Raw genomic sequence first — 13,836 nt, forward strand, 5'->3', positions numbered from 1 at the left:
TTTAGGAAAAAGACCCAAAGAAAAAGGAATATGCCATGTCCAGACCTGTTGTTTTGGTGACTGGAGGCTCCGCAGGTATTGGTGCCGCCTGTGTCGAGCTGGCCGCACAAAAGGGCTACGATATCCTGCTGAACTACAATTCGGACCTAAACGGCGCCAATGCAGCCCGTGTGTCCGCCGAGGCCCACGGCGCCCATGTCATCCTTGTGCAGGGCGACGTGTCCAAGCCGCAGGATGTGGACCGTATCTATGACACCCTTGATGCCGAATTTGGCGCGATGCATGCATTGATCAACAACGCAGGCATTGTCGGGCAGAAGGCCAAATTGGTCGACATGGATTACGCCCGCATTGCGCGTATGTTCGAGGTCAATCTGCTGGGCGCCGTGATGATGGCCCAAGGGGCTGCGCAACGATTGCGATCAGGTGGCAGCATCATTAACATTTCCTCAGCCGCCGCACGTTTGGGATCTGGCAACCAGTATGTAGATTATGCCGCTTCAAAAGGGGCTATCGATACATTTACCAAAGGCTTGTCCGACGAATTGGCCCCGCAAGGCGTTCGCGTCATGGCCGTGCGCCCCGGTCTTATCGAAACTGACATCCATGCCAAAGGCGGAGAACCCGACCGCGCAGAACGTCTGGCCCACATGGTGCCAATGCAGCGCACCGGGTCCGCCATGGAAATCGCCCGCTCCGTATTGTGGTTGATGTCGCAGGACGCAAGCTACATCACGGGCTCTGCTTTGGATGTGACGGGAGGCCGGTAACTGTATAAGATGTCGCTTCAATAACATTCAGTAAAGAGTAAGAGGATCACATGCCGTTCATTCTGGGACTTATCGGATTGGCCACAGCCGCCTATTTCATGGTCATTCGTGCAAGACGTGGCGCGGAAATGGCGTCTGAGCTGATGGATGTCGCCTCTGACGTGCGTGCAGCCGCCCGTCGCTTTGGATTTCGACGCAAGCAAAACATCCATCCCGTCGACAGCATCGACGACCCGAAACTGGCTTTGGGCGGATTGTCCGCGGCCTTTATGGCGTTGGACGATCTTCCGACCCAAGACGGGCGCACCGCGTTGGACGCACAGCTGCGCAAACACCTGGAGTTGGACGGCCAGCAGGCACAGGAAATCGCAGTCCTTGGGCAATGGTTTGTGGAAACTTGCGGCGGGGCAGATGCGGCTGTGAAACGCCTGTCAAAACGGCTGTATGCACTGGACAAAGGGCAAAGCTTTGGCGTGTTGATGGCCGTTATTCAGGGCACAATGCACAGCACAGGACACCCGTTGTCCACGCGCCAATCAGAGGCTTTGGTGGATATCAAACGCGCATTCCATCTGTCATGACGGACTTCGACTACACGCGATCGGGACGAAACCGCGCAACACTGCTGACGGTTTTGGCGGTGTGGGCCTGTGTCCTTGCATTGGTGTTTTGGATCGATATGGCCCTATGGATCGCTGCGATCCTATGCGCTGCAACTTTGCCCGCGCTATATGATCTGGTCACGGCGCGCCAAGCCGGAATGACGATTGCCGCTACAGACATCACCTGGTTTGCGGGGGCCAAGACAGGCAAAGTGGCGTGGAACCGTGTGGACCACGTACGCTTTGACACCCGATTGGACCTTTCTGTCCGAATGGCATTGGTCTTACACAACGGACGGCGGGTGAAAGTTCCTTTTGAAGCCACACCACCCGCAGACGCCATCGAAGCGGACCTGAAAAACAGAGACATCAAGACCGAAAGACACCACTTCGGCTTTATGTAGCTGGACCGGTCAGTCTTTCGCGTTATGGCCGCGCTTTGGGCCGTATCGCATCGGGCAAAGCGCAATAGGGTTGCCGTTTTAACCAACCTGCCATGTCGGCCCGCTTGGCGGTTGAGCGCATTGGCCCCCAGTCGGCGCTAACGCCACGCCACTTGCGATCCTTGCCGTGCACAAGCCCGTCCCGCGGCACGGTAACGGCCATAATACGCACCGCACAGCTTAGGTTGGCCGCACCGTTTCGCAGTGCCTCACCGGTGCCGACATTGCATTTGTAGCCGCGCGCCGTCGCAGGCAGGATTTGCAACAGACCGTACCAACGCCCGCCTCCGCCAACGGCCCGGGGCTTGTAGGTGCTTTCGAATTTCGCCAGTGCAGACATAAAGCCAAGCCAAAACGCACGCCGGTCGGCTTCATTTGCATCCGGATAGCGGGGACACCAGTTTTGAATATCTCCGGGCACCATGTCCGTCAGGGGCTTTCCATGGGTCTTCAAAGCGGTCAACGCTGCCCTGTTCCACAACAAATGGCCCGGCTGATGGGTCCAACGGGTGCGCGGCATATGGCCTGATCTGGCCTTGGGGCGCAGGTCTTTAACTGAATTTCCGTCAGCGCCCAGAACCACGTCTTGGCTAGCGTCTGGACGCAACGGTTCGTTTGGGACAGCAGCCACAGGCATTGCCAGAAGAACCATGGTTAACAAAAGAGAGGTCGCGTGTTTCATGCGAAACTATGCAAATATGTATCTGCAGATTGCAAGTCTGGCCAATCTGAACGAAGCTCGGGTGAAACAATGACAGGGTCCCGTGACGACTGTTTCGCGCTATGCGTAAATTCTTTGCGCAGACAGCTGAGCGACGCAGAATGCTGCTTCTCCCTCATAAAGAGCAACTTCCGCTACCGTAACGGGAACTGAGGCAAAATGTTAAGGTTTTGTTAACAAAACAAGCCGTTTTGACAAAACATGAGCGCGAAACTTTCGCCTCCGCGCCACGTTTCGGCCCCATTGCTTGGTCAGATTAGGGTCAGTTCTTTAATGGTCCAGGATGGTCTGTCTATGCAATTGGCATCTTATTTTTCAAAAACGGTTAACCCTATTTTGGGCGCCTTCAAACGCGCCACCCCCCAGATTGACGAAGACGGCGTTGTTGTGCCTCACGCGCATGTTCGTCCAAAACGTATCGCCACACGCCAAAAACAAACGCCGACCCAAAACGATAGCGACGCACTGGTGATCCCCTGCCCCGATCCCACGGCCGAGGACCGCGAACGAGACTTTCACCAGATGCGCGGCCAACGTCTGGCACGGCAAGAAAACTGGGATGATATTTCAAGCGCCATTCGATTGGCCGACCGATCCCTTAGCAAAACGTCGGGCGGTATGCCGGTCGCGGATCTGATAAGCTATGGCGCACGCGCAGACGTTGTACAGGCCTGTGAACACGCATTGCTTTCGGGAAAACCAGCCAAGGGTGCGCCCATTCTAGCCGGAATTGAAGCGCTTGAAGAGGTGCTGGCTGAGTGCGGTCAAGACTATACCATCGCCGCCGTCGTGGCCCATGCACATATGGACATCGCATGGGCATGGCGTGGGACGTGCTGGGACGCTGAGGTTTCCCAACGCAACAAAGAAGCTTTCCAAGCCCACTTTGATCGCGCCCGTGACATTCTGGACCCCTTTCAATCCTTGACGCCAAAGCCTGCATTTCTGGCCGCCGCTGAATGTGCTTTGCGTGGTGGGTGTCCTGACGGGAAATTAAAAATTGCTGATGCATACCAGCAACTTATCGATCTGGATCCGGAAAATGCACGCGCGATGCGTGCCATGGGCAACCATTTGCTTCCACGCTGGTTCGGAGATTACAACCAACTGGAACTAGAAGCGCGCCGTACCGCATCACGGACACAAAGCACGTGGGGCGCTGGCGCGTACACTTGGGTTCAGCTGGATGCGATCGCCTTTGACGACGAGGCCTGTGCGCGGCTTGATGTTTCGTTCTTTGTGGACGGCCTGCATGACATTCTGGAGCGCACGAACAACCAGTACATTGTGAACCTGATGGCGGCGTATTGCGCCAACACGATGGGCAACGCCCGTGGCGGGCATGACGAAGCGGATCAGGTGCGCAGCCAGATCGCAGAATGCGCCAAGTGGATCATTCGCGAACACCTGACCGAATTGCACCCGATGATCTGGGCGCATGCGGCACGCGGTTTTGACAATTCATTGCGGGTGCGGTGCCCTGACCGTTTCGCGGCAGCCGGTCAAGCCGATGCATTGCGCATTATCGGCAATCTGTTTCGGCCTGACATCGCAGCGGGCCGCAAGGTTGTTTTCACGGAAGACGGGCCTGTCACCCGCCCTGCGTGATTGCGTGCACGTTCACGGTACCGGTCAAGTCGATGCCAATCGCCGTGCTGCAGCAGCAAGCAACAGACGCGAATAAAGCTTGTGCGGCGTTAAAAGCGTCTCAAACACAGGTCCCATACGGGGTGGCCTGCCGCCTTTGGCAGGCTCCGGCACAACGACGGACCCGAAAAAAAGTCGCGTTCCAGTATCGCTCGGGGCCACGTGCAGCCATGATTTGGTACGCCCTGCATCCAGCACAATCTGATCCTTTGCGCGGGCTTCTACCTTCCAGACAGCCAAAGTCGTAGAAGCCCCGGACGCCAAGGCCAAAACGTCTGCATCATTGGACGGGGCACGGGCCAAAAGGCGCAAAACCAGACGTTCGGCTTTGAAAATCCCAGAGGTGTAGAAAGCCAAGATAAAGGCCTGTAAATCAACGTCCCGCTTTACGTCGCAGGTAAAGCAATCCGTATAGGTGATTGGCTCTGACAGATGGTACGCATGCAGGGCGGTTTCAGGCAGGTCGCATTCTGTGATGTCCATGGGGCACATCCTTTCAGCATGACCCTAAGTCTGCACATCCACATGTGCCATAGGCCGCAATGCCGCAGACCCGCACGCCGTAGGCTCGGGACCCATTAATCCTGAGCCTAGACCAACGCCCTGCCCGTTTGTATCAGTTGCGGGATGAACAGAATCATGATCATCGGTCAAGCTGGATCAGGCAAATCGACCTTGGCCCGATACATCGGTCGCCATGGCAATCTACCTGTGGTCCATATCGACTTGATCCATTGGAAAACCGGCTGGATAGAACGCACACAAGCCGAAAAAACTCTGCTTGTTTTGGATGCTATTGCGCAAGATCGGTGGGTTTTTGAGGGCGGAAACTCTACAACCTATCCACAACGCATGGCGCGGGCCGATACCCTGATCTGGTTGGACTTACCCGCCCTGTTGCGCTTGCGCCGCGCAGTCTGGCGATCAGTGAAACACTACGGATCAAACCGTCCCGATTTACCTAAAGGCTGCCCGGAACGCCTGGACGCATCTTTTTATCGCTGGATCTGGCGCACGCGACACAGCGGGCGGGCTTCGCTGAAAAACTGGTTCGAAACAGCGCCACCACATCTGCAAAAGTATCACCTGCAATCTAAACATGACGTCATGCGGTGGGTGCACAACACCTTTCCCGATACTTAAAATTCGCTCTGCGGACACGAACCGCATAACTAGGCTCAGGACCCATTCATCTTAATATCTCAGTTTTCCTGATTTGGTTTGTGATGAGGCGCAGTTGCGCGGGAATAGTGGTTCTATTTCAAGCAGATGCAACGATAGTCACGGGCCAAATCAGGGAAATCGGAGACGCGATTTTCACTTCATCTCTGCGCCCCAAAGGGGCGACATCTCAGCGTCTTGAGCCGCTTGAAAAGAGAACCACTCTTATCGTCACGTCCCAAGACTCCGATATTTCGTGAAAATCGCGCTGAGGCATTAAGATTAATGGGTCCTGAGCCTAAGGTCTTTTTCCCCGAAAAATCCCGTGGGAGACGCAAAGCCTCGGGGCTGGCCCCATCCGCGCTTGCCCCCGTCCAGACCGTGATTTATGACAAGGCAAACGCATACCCAAGAGGCCCGCACATGCTTGACCTGACCTATGACAGCCCGAAGATCAAAACGATTGCTGGCGCACAGCACGATTGGGAACTGGTGATCGGCATGGAGGTGCACGCACAAGTCGCCTCGAACGCGAAACTCTTTTCGGGGGCATCCACTCAATTCGGGTCAGAACCCAATTCAAACGTGTCGTTTGTGGACGCGGCCATGCCCGGCATGCTGCCTGTCATCAACGAATACTGCATCGAACAGGCCGTGCGCACAGGGCTGGGCCTCAAGGCCGAAATTAACTTGAAATCTGCATTCGACCGCAAAAACTACTTCTACCCCGACCTGCCGCAAGGCTATCAAATCAGCCAGCTTTACCACCCAATCGTTGGCGAAGGGGAAGTGCTGGTCGAAATGGGCGACGGCACAGCGCGCAATGTGCGCGTCGAACGCATCCATATGGAACAGGACGCGGGCAAATCCATTCACGACATGGACCCGAACATGTCCTTTGTGGACGTGAACCGCACAGGCGTCTGCCTGATGGAAATCGTCTCCAAACCCGACATCCGTGGCCCCGAAGAGGCCGCCGCCTACCTCACCAAGCTGCGTCAAATTCTGCGTTACTTGGGCACTTGCAATGGCGACATGCAATCAGGCGCAATGCGCGCCGACGTCAACGTATCCATCTGCCTGCCCGGCCAATACGAAAAATACCAAGCAACCCAAGATTTCAGCCACCTCGGCACGCGCTGCGAAATCAAAAACATGAACTCCATGCGCTTCATTCAGCAGGCGATTTTGGTCGAAGCCAAGCGCCAGATCGCCATCGTGGAAGCAGGCGGTGAAGTGGACCAAGAAACCCGGCTCTATGACCCCGACAAAGGCGAAACCCGCTCCATGCGCTCCAAAGAAGAGGCGCACGACTACCGCTATTTCCCCGACCCCGACCTGCTGCCTTTGGAAATTGAGCAGGCGTGGGTAGACGACATCGAAGCAAACTTGCCCGAACTGCCCGATGCTAAAAAATCGCGCTTTATCAATGACTTTGGACTAACAGACTATGACGCGTCAGTTCTGACAGCAGAATTGGAGTCCGCAGACTACTTTGAACACGTCGCACAGGGTCGTGACGGCAAGACCTCGGCCAACTGGGTCATCAATGAGCTTTTTGGCCGTCTGAAAAAAGATGACCGCGACATCGAAGACAGCCCCGTCACCCCTGCGCAACTCGGCGGCATCATCGACCTGATCGCATCAGACGCGATCAGCGGCAAAATCGCCAAAGACCTCTTTGAAATCGTCTACACCGACGGCGGCGATCCGGCGCAAATCGTTGAAGATAAAGGCATGAAGCAGGTCACAGACCTTGGCCCGATCGAGGCAGCACTTGACGAAATCATCGCCGCCAACCCTGCACAGGTGGCCAAGGCCCAGGAAAACCCGAAGCTGGCAGGCTGGTTCGTGGGTCAGGTGATGAAAGCGACAGGCGGCAAAGCCAACCCCAAAGCGGTGAACCAACTGGTGGCGCAAAAGTTAAGATAATGGATAAACTCAAAGTGTTGGGCTTCGCAGTCGTCTTCGCCGCCCTAAACACTGCGTTCCCCGTTATTGCACAAGAGGCATACAAAAACACCTGTGACCCAGCCCATTACACGGTATGCATAGATCTTTCTGAAAAATACGAGAACGGCTACGCCCCTTTCCCGCAAGACCCAGATCGCGCCGAGACTTTGCGAGAGAGTGTGTTGTCGTATGCACGTGCAAACTGTGGCAATGGCAAAGGTAAAACGTGTTCCGTGCTTTCAAAGCATTTTTATAAGTTATCTTTTTCCGAAAAAACTCCACCTGAAGAGTATTTAGCACAGCTTGTTACCATACGTATGCTTGCCAAAACAGGATGCGCCGCCGGTGACCCCGAGGCATGCTTTTTCTTGTCGGCAAACACCTCGCGTGACTACCGTAATCTTCGACTACAAGCTCTTATGATTGAGACGCGTGGGCGTGACGACCAAAGTGATCAGCTTCATGACTTACGCACCACGCTCGATGCAGAAACCGACATGTGGTACGCACAAACGAAAACGCATGCGCAATCTATTTTTGATGCCTTACACCCAAATTGCAGCCCCGCGGCACCAGAAATCTGTGGCGCTATGGCCGATGCCGCACGATACCTCGAACACACCGAGCCAACGCGTTTGGCTCTTTACGATCAAGCCTGCTTTGGCGGAGCACCACAGTTTTGTGAGGGCTTAGGGAATCAGCTGTTTTCAATATTGAATGAAGTGGACGCGGACACCAAAGCGCAAACCGCTGCGCGTCTTGAAACCGCCTGCGCCGATGGCCTCGCCGAGGCTTGTGCTGCGCTCCTGCCTGCCATCCCATTGTTCCCCATAGAAAATTTTTCTGCCGCTGCCACTCCGTTTCAAACCCGTGCTTGCACATCAGGACACACCAAAAGCTGTGGCGCACTCGGACGAAGAGTTTTCAAAGCCTATCTCAAATCTGAAAATACCGCAGACCTGCAAAATGCCCGCAACTACCTTGAATCAGGGTGTGCCGGAGACGACGTATCGGCCTGCCACATGCTCGAACATCTCTCCAAAGGTTAGCCGACGCGGCGTCGACATTGACAGATCACACTCCACTCGGAAGGCTGACTTTATGACAAATGTCCTTTTTCACCTTACCCTTGGGGGCCAATGCGGCGTGAAACATGAGTGACCTCTCGGACACGATCATCAGCTGGCTGAACGATCAGGCGCTGACTGACGATGATCTGTCCATCACGCTTTCCGGCTTGGCCAAGCGTTTGCTGGACGGCGGCATCCCCGTGGCACGGATCAACGTGGGCCGCTCCTTGCTGCACCCCACCATTGTCGCAATCAACGCGGAATGGAATGTGGATGTGCCCCACGTCGAAGTCTCAAGCATCCCCCGCAAGTTCGTGCACTCAGGACTGTTCGACAACACCCCCTTTGGCGACATCGTGGCGCGTCGTGTCCATAGCATTCACGCGGATCTGAAAGACCCCGCGGTGCTGGCCCAATACCCGATGTATGAGAAATTCAAACAGGACGGCATCATCGGTTATGCCGCCTTTGGTCGCCATTTTGGCAAGGACATCGGCGCACAAAAAGGCATCGGTTTTGATTTCAACGGGGCCGCGGTTTCCTTTTCCACCCGCCGGTTCTCGGGGTTCTCAGACGCCGATGTCGACACATTGGACCGCATAATCCCCGCCCTCTGCGTCTGCAGCCGCGTCCACAACGACACATTCCTGATGCAGGCCACGCTGGAAACCTATCTCGGGCGACACTCCGCTGGGCAAGTCCTGAGCGGCAAAATCGAACGCGGCGAAGGCGAGATCATCGAATGCGCGATCCTCTATTCCGACCTCAAAGGGTCGCTGGGACTGTCGCAAACCATGGACATGAACAGCTACTTCGACACCGTAAACGCCTACTTTGACTGCACCGCGCGGGCCGTGACCGAACATGGCGGCGAGGTGCTGAAATTCATCGGGGACGGCGTGCTGGCGATCTTTCCCATCGACAACACCACACGGCCCCGCGCCAATATGTGCGCTGCCGCCCTGTCCAGCGCCCAAGAGGCCTTTGCCCGCGCCGCCCATGAAAACATCACACGCGCCACAAACAACCTGCCACCGCTGGAATTCGGGATCGCCTTGCACGTGGGCGAAGTGCTTTATGGCAATGTGGGCACCGAAAGCAGGCTGGATTTCACCGCCACTGGCCCCGCCGTCGGGCTCGCCGCGCGGGTCGAGGCCCACACACGCAGCGCAGACACACCGCTGCTGGCCACCGAAGACTTCGCCAACGCCTGCCCCACACCCGCTGCGCCACTAAAGCCTGCAAACCTGCCCGGCTTTACACAGCCCGTCGCCCTTGCCACCTACCCGATTTAACCCCTGACACAGAGACATCATGCCCGAAACAGCCCCCTTCCGCTCAGACCTACTGACCGTTCTGCCCGAATGGATCGACTACAACGGCCACCTTAACATGGCCTATTATTCGGTGCTGATGGATCAAACCGCTGACGAAGCATACCCTCAATTCGGCTTCGGCCCCGACTATCTGGCCCAAACCGGCTGCACGACCTATGTGGCTGAATTCCACATCTGTTACGTGCGCGAATTACACGAAGGCGACCGTGTCTACGGCACCATCCAAATGCTGGATTACGACAAAAAGCGGTTCCACATGTATCAAGAGCTTTGGCACGAAGACGGGTGGCTGGCAGCCACGGGTGAGGCTTTGACACTGCACGTCGACCAATCCGGCCCCAAAGTCGCGCCCATGCCCGCGGACGTTCTAGCCAATGTCGGCAAAATGTTCGAGGCGCATAAATCGCTGCCCCGACCGGAACGGGCAGGACGCAGCATCGGGATCAAGCGAAAAGGGTGATCGCCCCGCCACGACACCGCAACAAGAAACAGCGCCATCGGCACATTGACCTTTGGCATTCCCTTTTCGAAAGGGCATCGGGTTTGACGCTATTTCACCTGATTTCCTGAGGGTAAGATGTTATTTTTAATGTGTTTTTCGGCGCGGCAACAGTTTCGACCCGTCAGGGCATATTTATGTAAGTCGCGACACAGGACGGTTTTGGCGAAATTCAAGGTGCCATAGGTTTTACCGTGGCCCCTTTTCCCCCTTTCGCCCCCCTGCTATACCGCGACCTCAATCGCCAAAGGTGCACCATGCCAAACTACCAGTATCGCGTCGTTCCAGCCCCACAAAAGGGTCTTAAAGCCAAAGGAGTACGCACGCCCGAAGCGCGATTTGCCAATGCGTTGGCTGATCTGATGAACACGATGGGGGCAGAGGGTTGGGAATATCAACGCGCCGAAACCTTGCCATCAATTGAACGTGCAGGCCTAACCAAAACCACCACCGAATGGCGCAATGTACTGGTGTTTCGCAAGCTTCGTGAAGATGATCTTTCGAACTTCACACCTGAACTGTTGGCCGCCCCTGCGCCCGTCGCTTTGGACGCAAAAGACGATGTCATGGAAGCCCCTGCAGAAGAGATCGTTGAAGACGCCGCAGATGGGTTTGAAACCGAAGATGAGCACCCCGGCGGCCAAGACGGGGCCATCCAGATGCTGTCGGATAATGGCGTTGAAGAGCTGTCCGACGTCGCTGGCATGACGAACTCTCTTGAACGCCTTGCAGCCTCAAGAAAACCTAAAGAAACAAGCGATTAAACCGCAGATCTAAACGTCCAGATCAAGCGCCAGAGCATGAATACGCCCCACAAGCTCTTTGCCCAAAGCCGCGTGAACAGCGCGGTGACGGGCGATTCGAGATTGCCCTTCAAACGCTGTGGATCGGATACGCACATTAAAATGGCTTTCGCCGCCTTCCTGAAACCCTGAATGCCCACGATGGCTTTCACTGTCATCCACCACCTGCAACTCGCGCGGCGCGAAGGCCTCGCTAAGACGCATTTCCATTTCGTCTGCAACCCGCATTTTTTCGCCCATTTGTGTCTCTGCCCCCTTGGCACCGTGTCTCCTTCATCTAAACTGCACAGCCTGAGTCGAAAAGGTATTCCTGATGTCTAAGTCTGACCCCTTCGGATTCGATATGTCCGTGTCCTCCGCCAAAAAGAAAAACCCGCGCGGTCGTCGCGGCATGTCCGGGGCATCCGAGACGTCTCGTCGTATCTGTGACCATGAAGGATGCAATGAGGCCGGAAAGTTCCGTGCGCCAAAGGCCCCTGATGTGCTGGACGACTTCTTTTGGTTCTGTCAGCAGCACGTGCGCGAGTACAATTTGAAATGGAATTTCTTCGACGGCACAACCGAAGCGGAAATCAACGCCCAACAGTCTAAGGATAAGGTCTGGGAACGGGCCACAAAACCGGTCGGAGACCCCGAAGCGCGGGCTTGGGCGCGGTTGGGTATCGAAGACCCCCATCAGGTTCTGGGTGCAAATGCGACCCAAAACCCCGGACGGGGTGGTGCCAAAACAGGGCGTAAGCTGGCCCCGACAGAACGCCGTGCGGTCGAGGTTCTGGAAGTCGACGACAATGCGACCAAAAAGGAAATCCGCAAAGCATACAAAGCGCTTATCAAGGTGTTGCACCCGGATATGAACGGCGGCGACCGGTCCCAAGAAGAACAGCTGCAGGAGGTTGTTTGGGCATGGGACCAATTGAAAGGCAGTCGCAGCTTTAAAGATTGAAAACCATCCGTCTTTGAATGTTGCAGTGACAAGGGGCCTTTGGGCCCCTTTTTTTCTGCGTTGGAATTCACCGTCGCCACGGAAGAATCACACGCCTTTAGGTTGCGAGGCGATTTGACCGCGGTTAAGTCGCCATTAAGTTGCGCCATGCAAAGGTTAATCAATGCCGATTTTGCCCCCTGAAAACAAAGGAAAAAGTCGGGCCAATTTCCTAAAGTTAACTTTTCGCGCTTAAGAACTGTTAATTCCACACGGGCAAACTTCCGCATAAGTTGCAAATTTGTGTAAAATTTAACAGTAGTTTTACCCATTCACCTCAAAACCGTGCCACCGAAACAAAATGGCAGGCATGCGATGAAATGTTTGATTGTAGAAGACGACCCACAGCTGTGCGACATTCTACGTGCGCTAATGGAAGAAATGGGCCATGATGCAGTATGTGTGCACAGTATTGCCGCTGCCATGCGCAAACTGGCCTGTGCCAAATACGAACTTGTGGTCATGGAATATCAAATGCCCGACGGCACCACAGAACGCTTAAGCGATCATGTGTCGATGTTCTGTCCCAATTCGCGTGTCATCATGATAACGGGCAATCCGGTTTTCATTCACGGCGAACATTCCGTCTTTACCCCAGGCGTTGACTGGTTGCTGCGTAAACCCCTGCCCACCCGTGATCTTGAAGCTCTGGTCAGCTATGCCGCAAAGGACGTCGATCACTGCCCCACGGCAATGATGGCTTTGCCCTGACCTGCACACGCAATTGACGCTGCGTCATCAACTGGCGTCATCGGTAGACAGATATTGGCCCTTCCCCTTGTCCTTTCGCGCTATATGTTGCACGACGTGCTGAACAGTTTTCTCGGCTGACATATTCAACAAAAGGACGACGTGCGATGGCGGATGGTGCAATGGACATCAATGCAAAACCAACTCAAGAGATTTCCGTTCGCGACGTCTTTGGTATTGATACAGATATGGTTGTTAAAGGTTTTGCGGACCGCACAGAGCGCGTTCCGGAATTTGACAGCACCTACAAGTTTGATCCCGACACAACGATGGCGATCCTTGCAGGCTTCAACAACAATCGCCGTGTGATGATCCAAGGTTATCACGGCACAGGTAAATCCACTCACATCGAACAAGTGGCCTCGCGCCTCAACTGGCCTGCCGTACGTGTGAACCTCGACAGCCACATTTCGCGGATCGACCTGATCGGTAAAGACGCCATCAAACTGAAAGACGGCAAGCAAGTCACTGATTTCCAGGAAGGCATTCTGCCTTGGGCACTGCGCAACCCAACTGCGATTGTGTTTGACGAATACGACGCAGGCCGCGCGGACGTCATGTTTGTGATCCAGCGTGTTCTGGAAAAAGACGGTAAGCTGACCTTGCTCGATCAAAACCAAGTAATCGAACCACACCCCTATTTCCGCATTTTCGCGACCGCCAACACGGTCGGCTTGGGTGACACCACGGGTCTGTATCACGGCACGCAGCAGATCAACCAAGGCCAGATGGACCGTTGGTCTTTGGTCAGCACGCTGAACTACCTGTCGATTGACGCAGAAACCGCGATTGTTCTGGGCAAAGCGCCACATTACAACACGGAAAGCGGTCGCAAGATCGTCAAGCAGATGGTGACCGTGGCCGACCTGACGCGCACAGCCTTTATGAACGGTGATCTGTCCACGGTGATGTCGCCGCGGACCGTCATTGCATGGGCCGAAAACGCGCAGATTTTCCACGACGTGGGATATGCTTTCCGCCTGTCGTTCCTGAACAAATGCGACGAGCTTGAGCGCCAGACGGTTGCCGAGTTCTATCAGCGCTTGTTCGATGAGGAATTGCCGGAAAGCGCTGCATCAGTGAGCTTGGGTTAACCAC

General features: G+C 55.2%; 16 protein-coding genes. 13 read left to right on the forward strand and 3 right to left on the reverse strand.

Features of this window, described 5'->3' with window-relative positions; all coding sequences use genetic code 11:
- Window positions 1-35 precede the first annotated feature (35 nt).
- Genes ASD8599_RS12430 through ASD8599_RS12440 form a run of 3 tightly spaced genes read left to right on the forward strand, consistent with a single transcriptional unit; the run spans window position 36 to window position 1,776 of the window.
- Window positions 36-770 (forward strand): SDR family oxidoreductase, encoded by a 735-nt coding sequence (locus tag ASD8599_RS12430; RefSeq protein WP_108828835.1) that lies wholly within the window; start codon window positions 36-38, stop codon window positions 768-770.
- Window positions 771-820: 50 nt separating this feature from the next.
- Window positions 821-1,351 (forward strand): hypothetical protein, encoded by a 531-nt coding sequence (locus ASD8599_RS12435; protein ID WP_108828836.1) that lies wholly within the window; start codon window positions 821-823, stop codon window positions 1,349-1,351.
- Complete coding sequence (locus ASD8599_RS12440) at window positions 1,348-1,776, forward strand: hypothetical protein (RefSeq protein WP_108828837.1); 429 nt, start codon at window positions 1,348-1,350, stop codon at window positions 1,774-1,776. The genes ASD8599_RS12435 and ASD8599_RS12440 overlap by 4 nt, the downstream gene beginning before the upstream one ends.
- 22 nt (window positions 1,777-1,798) lie before the next feature.
- Here the strand turns inward: ASD8599_RS12440 and ASD8599_RS12445 are convergent, their stop codons facing one another.
- The gene (locus ASD8599_RS12445; RefSeq protein ID WP_108828838.1) at window positions 1,799-2,497 is read right to left on the reverse strand and encodes a transglycosylase SLT domain-containing protein; all 699 of its coding nucleotides are present in this window, start codon (window positions 2,495-2,497) and stop codon (window positions 1,799-1,801) included.
- Window positions 2,498-2,830: 333 nt separating this feature from the next.
- On the opposite strand from ASD8599_RS12445, the gene ASD8599_RS12450 reads away from it, so the two are divergent.
- Window positions 2,831-4,144, forward strand: coding sequence for a hypothetical protein (locus tag ASD8599_RS12450; protein WP_245926026.1), 1,314 nt, complete (start codon window positions 2,831-2,833; stop codon window positions 4,142-4,144).
- A 24-nt stretch (window positions 4,145-4,168) separates the two neighbouring features.
- Here ASD8599_RS12450 and ASD8599_RS12455 read toward each other — a convergent pair whose 3' ends face one another.
- Window positions 4,169-4,666: a hypothetical protein gene (locus ASD8599_RS12455; protein WP_219928856.1), complete on the reverse strand. Its 498-nt coding sequence runs from the start codon at window positions 4,664-4,666 to the stop codon at window positions 4,169-4,171.
- Between the two features lie 156 nt (window positions 4,667-4,822).
- Here ASD8599_RS12455 and ASD8599_RS12460 point away from each other — a divergent pair, with 156 nt between their 5' ends.
- The 6 genes from ASD8599_RS12460 (at window position 4,823) to ASD8599_RS12485 (ending at window position 10,967) form a co-directional block, all read left to right on the forward strand.
- Complete coding sequence (locus tag ASD8599_RS12460) at window positions 4,823-5,326, forward strand: P-loop NTPase family protein (protein ID WP_245926027.1); 504 nt, start codon at window positions 4,823-4,825, stop codon at window positions 5,324-5,326.
- A gap of 441 nt (window positions 5,327-5,767) precedes the next feature.
- Window positions 5,768-7,276, forward strand: coding sequence for an Asp-tRNA(Asn)/Glu-tRNA(Gln) amidotransferase subunit GatB (gene gatB / locus ASD8599_RS12465; protein ID WP_108828840.1), 1,509 nt, complete (start codon window positions 5,768-5,770; stop codon window positions 7,274-7,276).
- The gene (locus tag ASD8599_RS12470; RefSeq protein ID WP_108828841.1) at window positions 7,276-8,346 is read left to right on the forward strand and encodes a hypothetical protein; all 1,071 of its coding nucleotides are present in this window, start codon (window positions 7,276-7,278) and stop codon (window positions 8,344-8,346) included. The genes gatB and ASD8599_RS12470 overlap by 1 nt, the downstream gene beginning before the upstream one ends.
- Window positions 8,347-8,450: 104 nt before the next feature.
- Entirely contained in the window at window positions 8,451-9,662 is a 1,212-nt protein-coding gene (locus ASD8599_RS12475; RefSeq protein WP_108828842.1) for an adenylate/guanylate cyclase domain-containing protein, read from the forward strand.
- Window positions 9,663-9,681: 19 nt separating this feature from the next.
- Window positions 9,682-10,164, forward strand: a complete 483-nt coding sequence (locus tag ASD8599_RS12480; RefSeq protein ID WP_108828843.1) for a thioesterase family protein — start codon at window positions 9,682-9,684, stop codon at window positions 10,162-10,164.
- Window positions 10,165-10,460: 296 nt separating this feature from the next.
- A complete protein-coding gene (locus tag ASD8599_RS12485; protein WP_108828844.1) occupies window positions 10,461-10,967 on the forward strand; it encodes a DUF4177 domain-containing protein in 507 nt (168 codons plus the stop codon).
- A gap of 9 nt (window positions 10,968-10,976) precedes the next feature.
- Here the strand turns inward: ASD8599_RS12485 and ASD8599_RS12490 are convergent, their stop codons facing one another.
- Entirely contained in the window at window positions 10,977-11,234 is a 258-nt protein-coding gene (locus ASD8599_RS12490) for a BolA family protein (RefSeq protein WP_108830159.1), read from the reverse strand.
- An 85-nt stretch (window positions 11,235-11,319) separates the two neighbouring features.
- Here ASD8599_RS12490 and ASD8599_RS12495 point away from each other — a divergent pair, with 85 nt between their 5' ends.
- The 3 genes from ASD8599_RS12495 to cobS all read left to right on the forward strand — a co-directional run bounded on the left by ASD8599_RS12495 (window position 11,320) and on the right by cobS (window position 13,832).
- The gene (locus ASD8599_RS12495; protein ID WP_108828845.1) at window positions 11,320-11,949 is read left to right on the forward strand and encodes a J domain-containing protein; all 630 of its coding nucleotides are present in this window, start codon (window positions 11,320-11,322) and stop codon (window positions 11,947-11,949) included.
- 354 nt (window positions 11,950-12,303) lie between these two features.
- Window positions 12,304-12,699, forward strand: coding sequence for a response regulator (locus ASD8599_RS12500; RefSeq protein ID WP_108828846.1), 396 nt, complete (start codon window positions 12,304-12,306; stop codon window positions 12,697-12,699).
- A 146-nt stretch (window positions 12,700-12,845) separates the two neighbouring features.
- Window positions 12,846-13,832: a cobaltochelatase subunit CobS gene (gene cobS, locus ASD8599_RS12505; protein ID WP_108828847.1), complete on the forward strand. Its 987-nt coding sequence runs from the start codon at window positions 12,846-12,848 to the stop codon at window positions 13,830-13,832.
- Window positions 13,833-13,836 lie beyond the last annotated feature (4 nt).

The organism is Ascidiaceihabitans donghaensis (assembly GCF_900302465.1).
In the GTDB taxonomy this organism is placed as follows: domain Bacteria; phylum Pseudomonadota; class Alphaproteobacteria; order Rhodobacterales; family Rhodobacteraceae; genus Ascidiaceihabitans; species Ascidiaceihabitans donghaensis.

What these genes read in the sequence shown, in the direction of transcription:
- ASD8599_RS12430 (WP_108828835.1), top strand. Translation starts at nt 36, where the DNA reads ATGTCCAGACCTGTTGTTTTGGTGACTGGAGGCTCCGCAGGTATTGGT.
- ASD8599_RS12435 (WP_108828836.1), top strand. Translation starts at nt 821, where the DNA reads ATGCCGTTCATTCTGGGACTTATCGGATTGGCCACAGCCGCCTATTTC.
- ASD8599_RS12440 (WP_108828837.1), top strand. Translation starts at nt 1,348, where the DNA reads ATGACGGACTTCGACTACACGCGATCGGGACGAAACCGCGCAACACTG.
- ASD8599_RS12445 (WP_108828838.1), bottom strand. Translation starts at nt 2,497, where the DNA reads ATGAAACACGCGACCTCTCTTTTGTTAACCATGGTTCTTCTGGCAATG.
- ASD8599_RS12450 (WP_245926026.1), top strand. Translation starts at nt 2,831, where the DNA reads ATGCAATTGGCATCTTATTTTTCAAAAACGGTTAACCCTATTTTGGGC.
- ASD8599_RS12455 (WP_219928856.1), bottom strand. Translation starts at nt 4,666, where the DNA reads ATGGACATCACAGAATGCGACCTGCCTGAAACCGCCCTGCATGCGTAC.
- ASD8599_RS12460 (WP_245926027.1), top strand. Translation starts at nt 4,823, where the DNA reads ATGATCATCGGTCAAGCTGGATCAGGCAAATCGACCTTGGCCCGATAC.
- gatB (WP_108828840.1), top strand. Translation starts at nt 5,768, where the DNA reads ATGCTTGACCTGACCTATGACAGCCCGAAGATCAAAACGATTGCTGGC.
- ASD8599_RS12470 (WP_108828841.1), top strand. Translation starts at nt 7,276, where the DNA reads ATGGATAAACTCAAAGTGTTGGGCTTCGCAGTCGTCTTCGCCGCCCTA.
- ASD8599_RS12475 (WP_108828842.1), top strand. Translation starts at nt 8,451, where the DNA reads ATGAGTGACCTCTCGGACACGATCATCAGCTGGCTGAACGATCAGGCG.
- ASD8599_RS12480 (WP_108828843.1), top strand. Translation starts at nt 9,682, where the DNA reads ATGCCCGAAACAGCCCCCTTCCGCTCAGACCTACTGACCGTTCTGCCC.
- ASD8599_RS12485 (WP_108828844.1), top strand. Translation starts at nt 10,461, where the DNA reads ATGCCAAACTACCAGTATCGCGTCGTTCCAGCCCCACAAAAGGGTCTT.
- ASD8599_RS12490 (WP_108830159.1), bottom strand. Translation starts at nt 11,234, where the DNA reads ATGCGGGTTGCAGACGAAATGGAAATGCGTCTTAGCGAGGCCTTCGCG.
- ASD8599_RS12495 (WP_108828845.1), top strand. Translation starts at nt 11,320, where the DNA reads ATGTCTAAGTCTGACCCCTTCGGATTCGATATGTCCGTGTCCTCCGCC.
- ASD8599_RS12500 (WP_108828846.1), top strand. Translation starts at nt 12,304, where the DNA reads ATGAAATGTTTGATTGTAGAAGACGACCCACAGCTGTGCGACATTCTA.
- cobS (WP_108828847.1), top strand. Translation starts at nt 12,846, where the DNA reads ATGGCGGATGGTGCAATGGACATCAATGCAAAACCAACTCAAGAGATT.